Annotated in this window: 19 protein-coding genes; 12 read left to right on the forward strand and 7 right to left on the reverse strand. The window is 39.9% G+C overall.

The window, feature by feature from the left end:
• Positions 1-84: 84 nt before the first annotated feature.
• Positions 85-1,434, forward strand: coding sequence for a DcaP family trimeric outer membrane transporter (locus HHA42_RS06290; RefSeq protein ID WP_168525814.1), 1,350 nt, complete (start codon positions 85-87; stop codon positions 1,432-1,434).
• An 84-nt stretch (positions 1,435-1,518) separates the two neighbouring features.
• Here the strand turns inward: HHA42_RS06290 and HHA42_RS06295 are convergent, their stop codons facing one another.
• Positions 1,519-2,949 carry a PLP-dependent aminotransferase family protein gene (locus HHA42_RS06295; protein WP_168525816.1) on the reverse strand — a complete coding sequence of 477 codons (1,431 nt, stop codon included), beginning with the start codon at positions 2,947-2,949 and terminating at the stop codon, positions 1,519-1,521.
• A 213-nt stretch (positions 2,950-3,162) separates the two neighbouring features.
• Between HHA42_RS06295 and HHA42_RS06300 the strand changes: the two genes are divergently transcribed.
• The 5 genes from HHA42_RS06300 to HHA42_RS06320 all read left to right on the forward strand — a co-directional run bounded on the left by HHA42_RS06300 (position 3,163) and on the right by HHA42_RS06320 (position 6,130).
• Positions 3,163-3,315, forward strand: a complete 153-nt coding sequence (locus HHA42_RS06300) for a hypothetical protein (RefSeq protein ID WP_168418279.1) — start codon at positions 3,163-3,165, stop codon at positions 3,313-3,315.
• Positions 3,316-3,535: 220 nt separating this feature from the next.
• Positions 3,536-4,423 carry a DMT family transporter gene (locus tag HHA42_RS06305; RefSeq protein WP_168525841.1) on the forward strand — a complete coding sequence of 296 codons (888 nt, stop codon included), beginning with the start codon at positions 3,536-3,538 and terminating at the stop codon, positions 4,421-4,423.
• Positions 4,424-4,563: 140 nt separating this feature from the next.
• Positions 4,564-4,941, forward strand: coding sequence for a hypothetical protein (locus HHA42_RS06310; RefSeq protein WP_168418280.1), 378 nt, complete (start codon positions 4,564-4,566; stop codon positions 4,939-4,941).
• Positions 4,931-5,374: a hypothetical protein gene (locus tag HHA42_RS06315; protein ID WP_252726304.1), complete on the forward strand. Its 444-nt coding sequence runs from the start codon at positions 4,931-4,933 to the stop codon at positions 5,372-5,374. The genes HHA42_RS06310 and HHA42_RS06315 overlap by 11 nt, the downstream gene beginning before the upstream one ends.
• Positions 5,375-5,632: 258 nt before the next feature.
• The gene (locus tag HHA42_RS06320) at positions 5,633-6,130 is read left to right on the forward strand and encodes a helix-turn-helix domain-containing protein (protein ID WP_168525818.1); all 498 of its coding nucleotides are present in this window, start codon (positions 5,633-5,635) and stop codon (positions 6,128-6,130) included.
• Positions 6,131-6,184: 54 nt separating this feature from the next.
• Here the strand turns inward: HHA42_RS06320 and HHA42_RS06325 are convergent, their stop codons facing one another.
• From HHA42_RS06325 to tusD, 4 genes are read right to left on the reverse strand one after another with little or no spacing between them, the layout of a single operon-like run.
• Positions 6,185-6,508 (reverse strand): TusE/DsrC/DsvC family sulfur relay protein, encoded by a 324-nt coding sequence (locus HHA42_RS06325; protein ID WP_168418282.1) that lies wholly within the window; start codon positions 6,506-6,508, stop codon positions 6,185-6,187.
• Positions 6,509-6,565: 57 nt separating this feature from the next.
• The gene (locus HHA42_RS06330; RefSeq protein WP_168418283.1) at positions 6,566-6,850 is read right to left on the reverse strand and encodes a DsrH/TusB family sulfur metabolism protein; all 285 of its coding nucleotides are present in this window, start codon (positions 6,848-6,850) and stop codon (positions 6,566-6,568) included.
• A 32-nt stretch (positions 6,851-6,882) separates the two neighbouring features.
• A complete protein-coding gene (locus HHA42_RS06335; protein WP_168418284.1) occupies positions 6,883-7,233 on the reverse strand; it encodes a hypothetical protein in 351 nt (116 codons plus the stop codon).
• Between the two features lie 44 nt (positions 7,234-7,277).
• Positions 7,278-7,646 carry a sulfurtransferase complex subunit TusD gene (tusD, locus tag HHA42_RS06340; RefSeq protein ID WP_168461121.1) on the reverse strand — a complete coding sequence of 123 codons (369 nt, stop codon included), beginning with the start codon at positions 7,644-7,646 and terminating at the stop codon, positions 7,278-7,280.
• Between the two features lie 63 nt (positions 7,647-7,709).
• Here tusD and HHA42_RS06345 point away from each other — a divergent pair, with 63 nt between their 5' ends.
• From HHA42_RS06345 to HHA42_RS06360, 4 genes are all read left to right on the forward strand, one after another.
• On the forward strand, positions 7,710-8,714 hold the full coding sequence (locus HHA42_RS06345; protein ID WP_168461119.1) for an SDR family NAD(P)-dependent oxidoreductase: 1,005 nt from the start codon (positions 7,710-7,712) through the stop codon (positions 8,712-8,714).
• A gap of 162 nt (positions 8,715-8,876) precedes the next feature.
• A complete protein-coding gene (gene fumC, locus HHA42_RS06350) occupies positions 8,877-10,271 on the forward strand; it encodes a class II fumarate hydratase (RefSeq protein WP_168525820.1) in 1,395 nt (464 codons plus the stop codon).
• A gap of 183 nt (positions 10,272-10,454) precedes the next feature.
• Positions 10,455-10,601, forward strand: a complete 147-nt coding sequence (locus HHA42_RS06355; protein WP_168418288.1) for a hypothetical protein — start codon at positions 10,455-10,457, stop codon at positions 10,599-10,601.
• 244 nt (positions 10,602-10,845) lie between these two features.
• Positions 10,846-11,337 (forward strand): hypothetical protein, encoded by a 492-nt coding sequence (locus HHA42_RS06360; protein ID WP_168418289.1) that lies wholly within the window; start codon positions 10,846-10,848, stop codon positions 11,335-11,337.
• Between the two features lie 301 nt (positions 11,338-11,638).
• Here HHA42_RS06360 and HHA42_RS06365 read toward each other — a convergent pair whose 3' ends face one another.
• Positions 11,639-13,426, reverse strand: coding sequence for an acyl-CoA dehydrogenase (locus HHA42_RS06365; protein WP_168525822.1), 1,788 nt, complete (start codon positions 13,424-13,426; stop codon positions 11,639-11,641).
• A gap of 111 nt (positions 13,427-13,537) precedes the next feature.
• Between HHA42_RS06365 and HHA42_RS06370 the strand changes: the two genes are divergently transcribed.
• Entirely contained in the window at positions 13,538-14,518 is a 981-nt protein-coding gene (locus tag HHA42_RS06370; RefSeq protein ID WP_168525824.1) for a helix-turn-helix domain-containing protein, read from the forward strand.
• Between the two features lie 51 nt (positions 14,519-14,569).
• Here HHA42_RS06370 and HHA42_RS06375 read toward each other — a convergent pair whose 3' ends face one another.
• Positions 14,570-15,487, reverse strand: a complete 918-nt coding sequence (locus HHA42_RS06375) for a LysR family transcriptional regulator (protein ID WP_168525825.1) — start codon at positions 15,485-15,487, stop codon at positions 14,570-14,572.
• A gap of 93 nt (positions 15,488-15,580) precedes the next feature.
• On the opposite strand from HHA42_RS06375, the gene HHA42_RS06380 reads away from it, so the two are divergent.
• Entirely contained in the window at positions 15,581-16,822 is a 1,242-nt protein-coding gene (locus HHA42_RS06380; RefSeq protein WP_168525827.1) for an acyl-CoA dehydrogenase family protein, read from the forward strand.

Genomic DNA, 16,822 nt, shown 5'->3' on the forward strand with positions numbered 1-16,822 from the left:
TCGTCATCAATGATATAGATCGCCATCGTAAGCGATGGTGATCTGTTGCTAGAATTTGATGGCACAATAACAAGCGAGTTTAGGATGAACGCGAAAACATTAACCCAATCTTTAAATTTTCAATCTACAACGGTTCGACCAACAATGCAGCGCACGCTCATGATGAGCATGATTGCATTGACTATGGGCGGTATGAGTGTTGCAGCTCAGGCGCAGACCCAACAGCAAACGGAAATTGAGCAACTTAGACAGGAAGTTCAAGCTTTACGTGGTCTGATAGAACAGCAAAAAGTACAAAATACGCAAACAGCAAATGCAATTGCCAATGTACAACGCAGTTCAGCAAGCCCGAGTCCAATTCTGAAAACAGCCAAAGGTGCTGAGTTCAACTTATATGGTAATGTGCGTTTAGATGCGTCTTATCAGGTTGAGGGCAGTAGCCGAGATTTGCCGTATAACCACATTAATGCAGTGGCCTTAGAAGGTAATAATGGAAGTAGTGATCGTTTAAGATCAACGCTTTCTGCTACACGTTTAGGTTTGGATTTCAAAAGCCCTGTGGGTGATCAAGACGTAAACGGTAAAATTGAAGTCGACTTCTTGGGCGGTTCAAATTTTGATAATTTACGTATTCGTCATGCTTACTTAAATTATGGCAACTGGTTAATTGGTCAAACTTGGTCAAACTTTGCCATTCCAGACTATATGCCAGAAACCATTGATGCTTTGGCATTTGTAGGTGGTGCTGTAAAACGTACACCTCAGGTTCGTCATACTACAAAATTTAGTCCACAAACCAATTTGGTGGTAGCAGCTGAAGACCCTAAAGATGCCACAATTAGCCAGCGTTTACCTGCATTGACAGCACGTTTAAATCATCAATTTGCAGATAATTTAAATGTTAGTGTTCGTGCTATGGGCCATGAAAAACGTATTAATTCTGAAGAAGAAATGGCATGGGGTGTGGGCGTAGGTGCAAAATATGAAGTTGTCCCTGGCACAACCTTAAAAGCAGATTATTACCATGTTAAAGGTGATAGCAGCTTTGTGTCATTTACAAACAGAGGCGTAGTTGCTCAAGCAAATGGTGATCTTATTCAAAGTGAATTTGATTCAATTATGGTGGGTATTACCCAAAAATTCAGCGATAAAATACACGGCACACTTGGCTATGGTTATATGAGTTTTGATGAAAATCAAAGTTATACTAATATTTTGAAAAACTCTTTTCCAAAAGATTCAACACAATCTGATGCGACTCGTGCCAACAAAGAGTTATGGCAAGGCTGGGCAAATATTTTCTATAGCCCGCGTAAACCATTAAGCTTTGGTCTAGAGTATGTCTATGGTGAACGTACTGCTTTAGAAGCTGTTAATGGCAGTAAAACAGGTGAAGACAACCGAATTAATGCAGTTGCCATTTATAACTTCTAAGTTTGAACTAAATACAAACTTTCAAAAGAGCTGAGTGAAAAACTCGGCTCTTTTTTTGTTGCGAAATATGGCATATAGATCACGTTATATTTCTAGTTGTTCGTGTGCCGTAATATGTTGCTGAATCACCTCTGCAAGTACAGTAACCGCATGTTCAATTTCTGCTGTCCAAGCAAAAGAGCAATTTAAACGGATAAAGTTTTGTTTAACGTGCTCAGAACGAAATAACTGACTTGGTGCAATACCAATCTGTTGTTGAATTAAGGCTTGATAAACTGCGTAACCATCTAAATTTATGGGCAACTCAACCCATAAAAAATAACCACTAGAATAGTAGTGAATCTTGCATGCAGGATTTAAACGTTGTTTCAGTTGTTGATAAAACACTTTTTTATGCTTTTCCAACTGACTACGTAACAGACGTACATGCTTTTCATAGTGGTGATGCGATAGAAAATCGACCAAACTATTTTGTAGTAAAGGACTTGCTGAAACTGTACTCATTAATTGCAAATGTTGAATTGCATTGGAAAATTGCCCTGCATAGACCCAGCCCACGCGTACCGCAGCACCGAGCGTTTTAGAAAAAGAAGAGCAGTGCAATACACGCTGTGTTTTATCAAAATATTTCATAGGTAGAGGTTTTTGCGCACCGTAATACAGCTCTTGATAGACATCATCTTCAATTAAATAGACTTGATATTCTTCTAATAGTTCAGCAATACGCTGTTTAATTTCATGACGCACACTAAAGCCAATCGGGTTATGACTATTTAGCATGAGCCAGCACACTTTAATTGGATATTGCTTCAATGCTTGTTCAAAGGACGATATATCAAAACCTGAAACAGGATGTTCAGGAATGGTAATCACCTGTAAGCCTAAGCGCTCTGCAGCTTGCCAAGCACCATAAAAAATTGTTTCTTGTAATAAAATAAAATCGCCTGGTTTGGTTAAGGCTTGTAATGACAAATTTAAAGCATCTAAAGCACCTGATGTAATGACAATGTCATCTGCATGTGTGGGTATGCCTTGTAAACAGTACCGATTAGCAATAATCTTTCTTAATTCGTTATGCCCAGGTGGCATGTGGTCATGACTAAAATAGCTACTTTTTCGCTTGGCATGCTGTGCCAAAATTTGCATTAATTTGGCATTAAACAGTAATTCTGCATTGGGAAAAGCAGAACCTAAAGGACACACGGTTTCAGACTGAATGGATTTCAAATAACGAAATACCAAAGAATTCATTTGAATGTTGGAATTTAGACTTAAGCTACTGACCGTATGAACTGGCTGAGAATTAAAACGTTCTGCGACATAAAAGCCAGACTTTTGCTTGGCATACACCAACCCTTGTGCTTCAAGTTCCTGATAAGCATTTAAAACCGTCATTAAACTATAGCCACTCATGTGCGACTGTTCTCGCAATGAAGGCAATTTACTATGGGGTTTCCATGCACCATTTTCGATCAGTTGCCGAATATTCAAAGCCAGTTGTTCTGATTTATACATTGCAACATTCCGTATGCTAGGTGTTATTGCTTAAAGTGTATTTTGCTCTAATTTTAATATTAAATCATGTAATAAATCAGTATTTATATAACAGATAGGCTTGGTAGATCACTTAACTGTTATAGTTATAAATGAATTATTTGTATCTACAGCAGTGTGCATTAGTTTTAGATAATACAAATATTCCACTTGTCTGGTCAGATCGGAGTCGATATGCAAGAAGATAATTCACCACGCAAACCGCAGAAATATGCCGATAGCAGTATTTCAGACAAAGCTTTTAAACACATGATTATTTGGTTTACCGTATATGTTGCCTTGTTCTGTATTGGGGTGGCTGTTGTGGTCAATGCCGACAAGTTTTAATGACTGTGTTTTTAATGACTGCGTATTGAACATTTAATTCAGTCATTATTTCTATTCTAAGCTAAAGACATTCATTGATTGATGAATGTCTTTTTGTTTATTGCTCAAAAAATATCAGAATTAATCCTTGTAATCGGCTATTACAAGGTTAATTCGCCATCGCAAAATGAACTGAATAGGCGTAAATTATAGCGCTGCGGATCTAAGTTAGTGGTAGATGATGATTTCTAGTTGGGTGCTATTTACCTTAATGGCTGCTTTTATGCAGGCATGGCGTAATGCTTTTCAAAAACAACTCAGCACCACGGTTGATGTCTACGGCGTTACGCTCGCACGTTTTATTTTTGCTTTACCTTTTGCTGTGCTTTATTTAAATCTGTTGCAATGGCAACAACCTGCGCAAGTCGAGCTACAGTTCAGTTCAAAGTTTTGGCTATATATAGTTATTGCTGCTATTTGCCAAATATTGGCAACCGCTTTAATGGTCAAACTTTTCCAACAGAAAAATTATGCAGTCGGTGTTGGCCTTGCCAAAAGTGAAGCGGTACTGGCCGCAATCGTCGGTGTGATTTTCCTACAGGAACATTTAAGTGCTCTGGCTTGGTTAGGTGTTGCTATTGGTGGTATCGCAGTTTTTTTACTCAGTAAAGGCAATCAGCGAAGCGACTTTTCATTGACTACTTTGGCTATTGGAATTGGCAGTGGACTGAGTTTTGCCGTCACATCACTTTTAGTACGCGAAGCCAGTTTAGAACTTGATTTTCTGCCTTTTATCCACCGCGCTGCATGGGTATTGGTTTGGGTCATTGGTTTTCAATGCTGTATTTTATTGGCATATTTAGGCATTTTTAAACGACACACTTTATATGCGATGTGGCAACGTGTAGGGCTGACCTTTAAAGTCAGTATCTGTAGCTTTTTAGCGTCACTGGGTTGGTTTAGTGCGATGAGTATGCAAACAGTGGCAATTGTCAAAACACTTGGTCAAATTGAAATATTATTCAGCTTACTAATTTCTGCCTATTTCTTTAAAGAAAAACTCGCCCGAACAGACCATTGGGGGTTGGGATTAGTTATGCTAGCAGCAATGTTGGTGATTTGGGCCTAATGCACAATCATTCAACAGATCAAATCAATGTCTAAAACCTAAAATAAAAGTTTTCTCTATGCGCAATCTCGCTAGAATATCCTAAGTTTATTTATAAATATTTATGACTTCACTTCAGCGTATCAGATCAGGAAAGCCCTATGCCTAAACCACAACAAAAGCAAAAAAATACTGCATTGGCAGCATTGATTGAAGAACAGCAATTACTTTGTGAAGAATTTGGTTCAACTTATGTCGAAGTCAGTGGTGATGACGTGGTAGCAGTTGCTGTACAAACTTTAAATAAAGACCCGATAGTTGGCTTGCGTAAAAAGGCAGAAGGTGATGAGCAAGTAGCTTGGTATATCTATGGTGGTGAACTCGGTGAAGATGATGTCAACTTTGAAACCATGACCGTGCGTGAGTTACAAGACATTTTACCCGATGTACTGCCATATTTGGCTTTGGAAGAAGGCTATCGTTTTATGATAGATGCAGAAGACTATGAAGACGTATGGAAAGAAGGCGATGCATCTTAATTTTAGCGTACGGCATATCATGCAACTGAATAAAATTGGTGTTGCACTATTGCTAAGCTTTTCCAGTCTGAGTTTTAGTCTTCAGGCAGCGGAAACAGCTACAGCAAAGCTTGCGAGTGAGGCAAAGCAGCCTCACAGCCATTTGTCTCAGCAAGAATATCAAGCCTTATTGAATCAATACACCCAAGTGGTGAATGACAGTAAAAAGGTATTGGATGATCCTGCTAGTCAAGCCACTGCCAATGAGCAAAAACAGGCATTTTGTGCACGTTACCAAGCCTATAAAAATATTGCAGATATTTCAGAGCGCAATCCAAATTTATATCCCGCCAGTGTCATGCTGATGGTAGCCAATCGTTACTTGGAACAACAGCATAATAGTTTGACTGCCTCGGGTATGACCGAGCAGGTTTTTTGTGCAGAAGCGAAGTAAGGTTTATTAATCTGCCCAAAAGTCTTATTTCGCATTGCTTTATAGCTGCATCTGCTGTTGTAGAATAGATCAATCAGTAAGCTTAGTGCTGAAATAACGCTGAATCCCCTAAATTGGGGATTTTTTTATGATGTGTTTAATTTATGCTGTATTGTGAAGTAAAACTTAAATTTATATCTGTATATGAACAAAAGTTGCTTTGCAAAATTTATAGAATCCTTTAATTTGAAAGTATTGAGTCAGAACGGACGGCTATAGATGAAGTGGGATGAAATTGGTGATCAACCGTGTTCAATTGCACGTACTTTATCGGTTATTGGTGACCGTTGGACATTGCTAATCATACGTAACGCCTTTATGGGAATGCGTCGCTTTGATGACTTTCAGCAGCATTTAGGGGTTACGCGGCATGTTTTATCTGATCGTCTAAAGCGTTTGGTGGAGCATGGCGTTTTAGTCAAAGTCCCTTATGTAGAGCGGCAAGAGCGTTTTGAATATAAACTGACTGAAAAAGGTTTAGAGTTATATCCCTTAATGCTGTCTATGGTGAAATGGGCAGATAAATGGATGGATCAAGGCTTAGGCAAACCTGTGGAATATATTCATAAAACCTGTGCCCAAAAGTTTGAGCCTATTCTAGTCTGTTCAGCATGTGGTGAAGCGTTACATGCCAAACAGGTAAAACCATTTCTGACGCCTGTGTATTATCATGCCATTCAGGCACAGCAAAACCTAAAAGATGCGCAAGAAGCCTAGAACATTAAAGGCAAAAAGCGATCAATTATTTCGATTTAACAATCATAAAAAATGCTATAAGCAGTTGGCAGGTTTGGGAATACCCGCTAAGCGACTCAAATGACGTGCAACCAAACCAGTGTTAAATTTTTCCTGTAAAACGGCATTGTTAATTTCTGGGCCAACCGTTTTCATTAAAAACTTAATTAAAGGTCGAGTCGCAGGCGAGTGCCCAAACTGCTGATAAAACTGACGTACCGCTTGCAGTACCTGAAAATGCCATGCAGTTAACTCAAGGTCTAAACTATTTGCCAGTTGTTGTGCGACATGTTCATCCCAAATGGTGTAATCCAACAAATGTCCATCTTGGTCTAGTTCGAGAGTCGTGTTTTGGTTCATAAATGCGAAAACTCTATATCTTCGTTTTTTAGGTCTTTGGTAAAATATTACAAACAGTTATTTTAAACTGATACAGCGTTGCTGTGCCAAACACAGGTCTGCAAAAGCGACATAATCTAAAACTTGTATATTGGCAGCCAAGTGACCATTCAGCATTTGTGCATCATGCTCTAACATATAAATTTTGTCTAAACCTGCACATATAGCATGAGTTTGATGCAGCACTGCATCACCCATTAAAACTACAGAATCTTGTGGGGCATAGAGCGCTTGGAGTTGTTCCAAAACTGCAGGTGTACTCGAAAAACTAGACTGGACTAAATATAACTGTGCTTCAGACATGCGATGCTCGATTCATTTTAAGTTAAGGCAAATTACCAATATAAAACCCGATCAAAACTTTGAATCAATGCGCGATTCAGCTCAACCAACTCAATTTCATGTGGTGTATTTTGTACAAAAGCCGATTGAGCATGCTTACTTTCTATCAAAATAGGACTCAGATCGTAAAATTCAAAGCTATCGACCAAGTTGGACGCAAGCTTAAAGGCGTGTTGTAGCGAGTCAAAGGCAAGGTCAGATTGCAACAAACTCAAGGCAGCATCTTGCAGTAAGACTTTGACTTCACAGCCAAAAGTGGCCAAAACCATTGTTGCCGACAAGCTTTCATGAACTTGCAGACTGCTTAAATTGGCCTGACGTAAAATAACGAGTACAGTTTTCACACAATTTACCTTTTAAATGCAACACATGGTTAATAACAGATTGCTTAGAATTGAATCAGGCGTTCTGTACTTTGCACAGCATCGGCCAATTCGCCCAAGCCTACTAATTCAAAGCCTTTGGCTAAATTGTGTTGGCTGAGTTGGTGGCGTTTGGCATTCTCTGCATCGCAGATTCCTCGTGCTAGGGCAGCACTGACACATACTGGTAAACGAATGCCCAATTTTTGCCATTCAGTTTTCAGGTTGCGTTGATCGTCAGGTACCCATTGCAATTCGTTCGCCACAGCAACGCCATCTTGATAGAAAAACACACGAAATGCTTCATTTTTGTGTTGTAAAGCTTGGGCAAGCCCCAGTGCATGCCACGCATGAATGGAGGTTGGTGCAGAGGTTATTAGTAATAAGGTACTCATCAAAATTCACTAATGAAATGTGCCTAAGCGCATTTGGACTTCATAAAGACAAAGGTAGTATAAATGATTTTAGTGACTGGTGGTTTAGGCTTTATAGGCTCACACATTGCATTAAGCCTGATGGCTCAAGGGCAAGAGGTCATTATTGTAGATAATTTATCTAATTCAAGCATGCAAACTTTAGAGCGACTTGAATATATTGCAGGGCGTTATGTGCCTTTTGCCAAAGTGGATATACGCAATACGCCTGCTTTAAACAAAGTTTTTGAACAATATTCAATTGCTGCAGTGGTGCATTGTGCGGGCTTTAAATCTTTAGAAGAATCGGTGTTAAAGCCGCTGGAATATTATAACGATAATGTCAGTTGCATTATGAGTTTATTGCGCTCTATGCAGCGTACAGGTGTGCGACGTTTGGTGCATTTGTCGAGTTTGGCAGTCTATGGCAAATCAGGACTGGATTTAGAAGAAACTCAGCCTTTTAATTATGCCTATGCCAACCCTTATGTAAAATCACAGCAAATGGTTGAAGAAATCATTAGAGATACCTTTAGAACCGATAATGAATGGAATATTGCCATTTTGCGCTTGAGTAATGTTGCTGGTGCATTTGAACATGGAGTATTGGGCGAAGTTGTTGCGCCACTACCCAAAAATATTATTCCTTTGGCGATGCAAGTCGCGGTACAGCAGCGGGAAGCAATTGAACTGCGTCAACAAGCCAATACAGACGATCAAACGGTAGAACGTAGTTTTGTGCATGTATTAGATGCCTGTGAAGCAGTTATTGCGACATTGCACTGGTTATTTCAGCAAACGCATGCGTGTGAGGCATTTAATATTGCAGGCGAGGTCATTTCAATTAAACAGTTGTTGGCGCAAATTGCCCAAGTCACTGAGGCTGAAATCCATACTATGCCTGCAATTCATTATGAGCACCCTGAACTGGATCAATTAGGGGCAAGTTTGGACAAGGCAGAGCAATATCTAAACTGGCAACCTAAACGTAGTCTGGAAAAAATGCTGGAAGATGAATGGCGGTTTTATCAAAATACCTTGAAGCATTAGAGAGAATTTAGAACGAGGTAGATAGGTCACATATACGTTAGCATCGTGAAAGCAAATATTCTCAAAAGCTATTATTGATAATAATTATCATTTACTGGGTGGCGGACTTTTTGTAAGATCAAATTAATATCATCTAACAATCATTAGGGAAAGAGGCGGAACATGCAAACACGTATTGAACATGACACTATGGGTGAAGTTGAAGTTCCCAATGATGCGATGTGGGGAGCACAAACCCAACGCAGCTTACAAAATTTTAAAATTGGTCATGAGCGTTTGCCACGTCCCATGATTCGAGCCATGGGCTTGGTTAAAAAAGCCGCTGCAATCACGAATGCAGAGTTAGGACAAATTCCTCAGGAGTTGGCGCAGTATATTGTGGGGGCTGCAGACGAAGTAATTGCAGGTCAGTGGGACAGCCAATTTCCATTGGTGGTTTGGCAAACGGGTTCAGGCACACAGAGCAATATGAACTGCAATGAAGTCATTGCCAATATTGCCAATCAAAAACTGGGGAATCCACTGGGTGCACAAAAGCCAGTACATCCAAATGATCATGTTAACCGCGCACAATCGACCAATGATTCGTTTCCAACAGCCATTCATGTGGCTGCAAGCTTGCAAATGAATGAGCTTCTTATTCCTGCGGTAACAGCCTTACGGCATACACTACATGCCAAAAGTGAAGCGTTTTCAGATATTGTCAAAATTGGTCGTACACATTTACAAGATGCCACACCTTTAACCTTAGGGCAGGAGTTTAGTGGTTATGTGTCTCAGCTTGATCATGGCTTAAAGCGCTTACAACAGGCCTTAACAGGATTATATGAATTACCACTTGGTGGAACTGCGGTAGGTACGGGGTTGAATGCTCACCCAGATTACGCAGTAAAAGCAGCAGCACAATTAGCTGAACTTACGGGTTTGCCGTTTATCACTGCACCCAATAAATTTGAAGCTTTGGCTGGGCGCGATGCTGCAGTGTTTGCATCTGGCGCATTAAAAACACTGGCGGTGAGCTTAAATAAAATAGCCAATGACATTCGCTGGTTGGCCAGTGGCCCACGTTGTGGTTTTGGTGAGTTGCGTATTCCTGAAAATGAACCTGGCTCAAGTATTATGCCAGGCAAGGTTAATCCAACTCAGAGTGAAGCCATGACCATGGTAGTCGCACAAGTCTTGGGTAATGACACCACAATTAATGTTGCAGGCGCATCGGGTAATTTTGAATTGAATGTGTTCATGCCCGTGATTGCTTATAACTTGTTGCAATCGATTCAATTACTTGGTGATGCTTGTAACAGCTTTAATGAACATTGTGCTATTGGAATTGAAGCCAATCGTGAAAAAATAGATCATTTTTTACATGACTCACTCATGTTGGTCACAGCATTAAATCCTGTGATTGGTTATGAAAATGCAGCCAAGGTCGCTAAAACTGCCTACAAGGAAAATAAAACCTTAAAACAAGTTGCGGTAGAAATGAATTTGGTCACGGCAGAACAGTTTGATGAGGTGGTGCGTCCTGAGCAGATGATTGCGCCAAATGCTAAATAGTCGGGGCTGAGTGTATTTAAAAAGTCTGTATGTGCCTTGCTTAAATTAGGTCAATACAGACTTTTTTATAATCATTTTGTTGCTCTGTTGCAGATTGGTAAGGGGTAACATAAGCATTATTGATGTTGCTCCCGATTCATTTTATTAATTTCTTAACGTAGACAGAAATAAGGGACTAACCACATGAGCAATAACAATCCATCACAGCAGGAGTCAAATCCGCATCAAGAGTCGAATGAAGATAAAGGTAAGCACGATCTTGATAAAAACACTGAGCCACAGAAAAAGCCCAATGCTGAACCAGATCATCCGTTAAGGGAACAGAAATAATTTACCTTGCTGAATGATCATCACTCATTTTGCATACCCAATACTTTAAAGGAAAGCCGCCAAGAGGCGGTTTTCTTATTCAATTTAGACTTTGTTGTGAGCTGTCAAAAAATACGACATTGAATTAAATGCTATAGTTGCTAAAATGCATCTCCCTTGTTGTTTATGCTTTTATAAGTATGCTGTTGTTTCACATACTTAAGATAAAATGATAAACAACGGTGTCTTATTTAAGGTTTTTTCAATGTTCGATATTTATTTAACTGATGTTCAGCAACATGTGCAATTTCAAGATTATCCAGGTGAGCATCCTGTTAAATTTATTCTGAATTTTAAAAAGATTTTCCCAAGCGTAATGGAACTGATGCTTCCTGTATTGCCTGAAAATGAAAACCTAGAAGAAATGACTTGGGAATCTACCACTGCAGACCTTGCATTATTTAAATTGTTGCTTAGTGGTTGGGGCGTAATTGAATTGCGTTTAAATGCAATTAGTCAATTTAAGAGCAAAACTTTCGCAGATCAGTTAGTCAAACAAGCCCAACAAAAACGCAAAGCATTTGCCAAGGCGCAACCACAACTAGAAACAGTGGAACTGGATTATTTATTCATGCATGAAACGCATGCCTTGATTGATGCAGAATTAGTTGAAGTCGGTGAAAAATTCTATTTACCTATTTTGCGTGATTTATGGAAAGGCAAAGTCTCGGCAAAAGTGCTCGAAGCGAATTTTTAAATATTCATTCAATATCAAATTCAATAGATATCTTTCATAAATCAAGAAATGATCGCTATATTCATATTTAAATGGATATTGAAAGTTCTTCTCCCTTTGGGATGAGGAATACATTTCGCAAGAGGATGAGGGGGGGCTTAGAAAAAACTCTCCCTGAGGAGCATGCTCCGCAAGTCTACTACAAGGAGAAGGAATTTCCTTTGTAGTGATTCAAAAAAGGATTTATGAAAGAATCCTAATATAAGCGTGAAGAAAGCAGGGATAGTGTCTACAAATAAAGACACTATCCCTTTTTAATCAATTAAAACCAGTCTGCTTGCATGGCTGAGCAGCTATCATCAAAACTACACAATAGTTTGGCTTGATGCTCTATTTCAGGCAACTCCCAACGTATAAAATAGCGAGCGGCTTGCAATTTCCCTAACCAAAAGTGTTGGTCTTGCTCCTGTGTAGATGCTGCATAATGCAAATGTGCTTTGTTGGCCATCTCTAACCAGAGCCAAGCAATCATGGTTTTACCCATCATATCTAAATACAAGGCTGAATTTGCCAGTCCTTCCTGAATTTTGCCTTGTTGTAAGGCTGCACCAAGAGTTTGTGTGGTCTTTTGTACAGTGTCCAAATGACTACGGAAAATCGTGGCCAGGGTTTGTATTTCAGGGTGGGAGACTTCAGTAAGCGTTTGCTGTATTCGCTGCATGAGTAAGCTCAGGCCTTTACCCTGATGCTGCCATAATTTACGTCCCAGTAAATCTAATGACTGAATCCCGAAAGTACCTTCATGAATTGGGTTCAGTCGGTTATCTCTATAATATTGCTCTATAGGATAATCACGGGTATAGCCCGCACCACCTAAAACCTGAATAGCCAAATCATTGGCTTTAGGGCCATAAGCAGAAGGGAAGGACTTTACAATAGGGGTAATTAAATCCAGTAAAATTTCACTGTCAGTATCATGATTTGCTTGGTGTTCATCTATTAAACGTGCAGCAAATAAACATAAGGCCAAACTACCTTCAACATAAGACTTTTGTGCCAACAACATACGTTTTACATCTGCATGTTCAATAATGTTAACAGGCTTGCTGTTAGGATTTTTCTCAGTCGCTAAACGACCTTGTGGACGCTGTTTGGCATACTCCAAAGATTCCAAATAGCCACGGTAACCAATCATAGCTGCACCTAAACCCACACCAACACGAGCCTCATTCATCATCTTAAACATATATTTAAGACCAGAACCCGCTTCACCAATTAAATAGCCTAAGCAAGCATCTTGCTCACCAAAATTCAGTACGGTAGATGTTGTGCCACGATAGCCCATTTTGTGTAATAAGCCGGCAAGTTGTACGTCATTGGCTTCTGCTAATGTACCATCTAAATGCGTTCTGAATTTAGGCACAATAAATAGGGAAATGCCTTTTACCCCTTGGGGTGCATCTTGAATACGTGCCAAAACCAAATGCACAATATTTTCGGTAATGTCTTGATCACCACCTGAAATAAACATTTTTTGGCCTTTAATCAGGTATTGGCCATCTGCTTGAGGAATGGCTTTAGTGGTCAAATCTCCTAAAGATGAGCCAACATTCGGTTCTGTCAGTGCCATCGTGCCAGAAAAGCGGCCACTGAACATGTGTGGAAGAAAGCGCTGTTTTTGTTCTGTTGTGCCAAACGCTTGAATTACATTGGCTGCGGCAGCAGTCAGGAATGAATAGGCTACTGTAGATGGATTGGCTGACATAAAATAGGCATTTGCAGCCATATTGATGAGCGTAGGTAATTGCATGCCGCCGTCTGCATAATCATGCTGTGCACAGAGCAAACCTGCGTTGGCAAACTGTTGCCATGCAGTTTTCACTTCGGCAATGGTTTCTACCTTTTTTCCATCAAAACTCGGTTCTTGCTGATCAGCTTTGCTGTTATGCGCTGCAAAATAATCGCAGGCGATGCCTTTGGCTGTATGCAGGATACTGTCAAAAGTGACTTTGTCATGTTCCTTATAACGCTCAAACGAGTTCAATTGCTCAGCATTAAATACCTGATACAACATAAATTCTAAATCTTGATCATTGATGAGCTGTGTCATGGTTTACCCGAATATTTTTATATTGAGGTTAAAAATAACAGTTGCTAGATTAGCTGACGATTGTCAATAATGACATCAAAGCAGCTAAAAGTGACAAATTGAATTAGAACAATGAAGCAAGTGGTAATTCTAGCCTTTGATGGTGCTTTGGCATCGGCCATTACAGGTATTGTTGATTTATTTTCTCTGGCAGGTGCCAGTTGGAACCGTATTCAAAACCAGCAGATTGAACGTCTGTTTGAAGTGAAAATTGCCAGTCCCAATGGGCAAAGTATTCAATGTATTAACGGCATTAAAATGTATGCAGAACTGAGCTATCAGGAAATTCAACATGCAGACCTTGTGGTTGTACCAACCATTGGTGCCGCTTTATTGTCTGTGCTGCAACGAACACCAGAGTTGATAAATTTTTTACAGTACGCACAGCAGCAGCATTTCATGATTGCGGCAAATTGCACAGGCAATTTCTTTTTGGCAGAAGCGGGAATTCTAAACGGCAAGCAGGCTACGACGCATTGGGGTTTTGAGGCTATTTTTAAGCAGCGCTATCCACAAGTTGAATTAAAAGTAGAGCGAATGATTACCCATGCAGATCATATCTACTGTGCAGGAGGGGGATTAGCATGGTTTGATTTGGGTTTGCACTTAATTGAGCGTTTTTATGGCTTTGAAGTTGCGATTCAGACTGCAAAATCTTTTGTCATTGATTATCGCCGTGACAGCCAGTTGTCATACTCCTTAATGAAAATTGCTAAACCACATCAAGATGCGTTAGTGCAGGAAGTTCAAAACTGGATGGAACAGCATTATTCGCAAAACTTTAACTTAGATGAGATCGCTCAGCATTTCAATCTAAGCACCCGCAGCCTCATTCGCCGTTTTAAAGCAGCATTGGATTTAGCACCGAATCAATATTTACAGGCCATGCGTATAGAAGCTGCACGTAAACAATTAGAACAAACTGACTATACCGTTGAGCAGATCATGCTGGCAGTTGGATACAATGACAGCAGTTCGTTTCGCCGTTTATTTTTAAAGAAAACAGGGCTGACTCCTTTAGATTATCGCCGTCGTTTTAGCCGACATTTTTAAGTTGGTTTAAAAATGAGGAAAGCACTAATAGTACCAATTGACCAAAATAGCCTAAGCAAAAATTTTAGAAATTTCCTGTCTTAAAAAAAGATGTCTTGAATTTTCCTGTAAATCTTTATGCCAATACATCCCCATATTAATCAAAGGCAAGTCTACAGGAACGGTAAAAATCTTCAGTTTTTGACTGATACTTAAATGTTTTAAGATCATTTCAGGTATGGTCAAAATCGCTTGTGGATGCTGCTGCAAAATTTGTAAGGCTGTAGAATAGTGCTGACAACGTAAAAAAACCTGTCGTGATAATTGTTTTTGATGCAAATAAATATCTTCAAGCAACATACCTGTACGGCGCGATGAAACCCCAATGTGCGCAGATGATAAATACAGTTCCGTCGTCATTTCATTTAATTGGCTACACACTACAAATTGATCTTGTACCAAAGATTGAAACTGGATTTTATCGCCAAAGTTTTGTTCTAAATCAATGACAAAATCAATTTGCTGGGCAGCCAAATCGGCCAAAACCGTTTTACGCTCTAATTTGTGGCTAAAAAATTGAATATCTAGATTCAGGTTTTGAAAATGCGCCACCAATTTAGGGAAAATAATCGGTTCAATTTCATCATGCACAGCAATTTTAAGTGATTGCAGCATATTGGGTTCAAACTGCTGTTTTTGTACCGCAATACTTTGAATGGCCAACAAGGCATTTTTTATGGTGGGATAAATTTGCTCGGCAAAAGGAGTAGGCAACATTTTATTGCCATTACGCACCAGTAAATCATCCTGTAAATGCTGTCTTAAACGTTGCAAAGCATGACTGGCAGCAGATTGGCTGATACACAAAATTTGTGCTGCTTTGGAAATACTGCGCTGTTCATAAATTGCAACAAACATTGGGTATAAATTGATGTCTAAACGATGAAAAGCAGCAAGATCAATTTTTGCATTATTATGAATATGATTCATAGTGTTTTATTGAATTAAATCATTTTGTTCATATTAGTTTTCAAGTTAAGGTGTTGTAAAGCAATGAATACAATATTTTAAGGGATTTGAACCATGTTTGAGCTATCTGCACGTGCCAAAGACTATATAGAACGTACCAAAGCCTTTATTGCCCAAGAAATTGAGCCAATTGAAGCCGAATTTTGGGCAGAAGTCCATGAGCTGAATCAGGGTGGTGATTGGACCAAATGGCAATGGCCATCACAATTAGAACAACTAAAAGCCAAAGCCAAAGCTGCTGGCTTGTGGAATATGTTTTTACCATGTCCAGAATTGGGGCAGGGCTTGTCGGTACAAGAATATGCACACATTGCAGAACTCAGTGGTCGCAGTTTAATTGCGCCAACGGTTTTTAACTGTAATGCACCAGACAGCGGCAATATGGAAGTTTTGTGGCGTTATGGTTCTGAAGCACAGAAACAAGAATGGCTCACACCGCTGCTAGAAGGCAAAATTCGTTCAGTATTTTGTATGACTGAACCTGCAGTGGCTTCAAGTGATGCCACCAATATGCAGGCGACAGCTGTGGTAGATGGTGATGAAATTGTCTTAAATGGTCGTAAATGGTGGTCTTCGGGTTTAGGCGATCCAAATGCCAAAATTATTATTTTTATGGCGCATACCCCTGATGAAAGCAAAGACCGACATCACCAACACTCTATGGTTTTAGTGCCTGTAGATACTGCGGGCGTTAAAATTGAGCGCATGTTACCTGTATTTGGCGATTATGACGCACCTCATGGTCATGGTGAAGTTAGTTTTGATAATGTGCGTGTGCCTGTCGCAAACTTTATTGGCGGTGCAGGGCAAGGTTTTGAAATTGCACAAGGTCGTTTAGGGCCAGGCCGTATTCACCACTGCATGCGTTGCATCGGGGCAGCCGAAAAATCTTTAGAATTGATGATCGATCGCGGCATGAGCCGTACCGCATTTGGTAAGGAAATTTTAAAACTTGGTGGTAATTTGGAACGTGTGGCAGAAGCGCGTGTTGCCATTGATCAGGCGCGTTTATTAACCCTATATGCAGCCTATAAAATGGACACTTTAGGCAACATGGCGGCATTGACTGAAATTTCCGCAATTAAAGTTGTTGCACCAAGCGTTTTGGAAAAAGTTGTGGATATGGCCATGCAAATTCATGGTGGTGCAGGCGTGTCTAGAGATACACCACTCACAGGTTTCTTTGCTCAAGCCCGTAGTTTACGTCTTGCCGATGGGCCTGATGAAGTACACAAAGGCATGATTGCTAAACTCGAGTTGGCAAAACGTGGCTACCGTAGCAGTCGTAAAAAATAA

It is taken from the genome of Acinetobacter sp. A3 (genome assembly GCF_012371415.1).
Taxonomy (GTDB): Bacteria; Pseudomonadota; Gammaproteobacteria; order Pseudomonadales; family Moraxellaceae; genus Acinetobacter.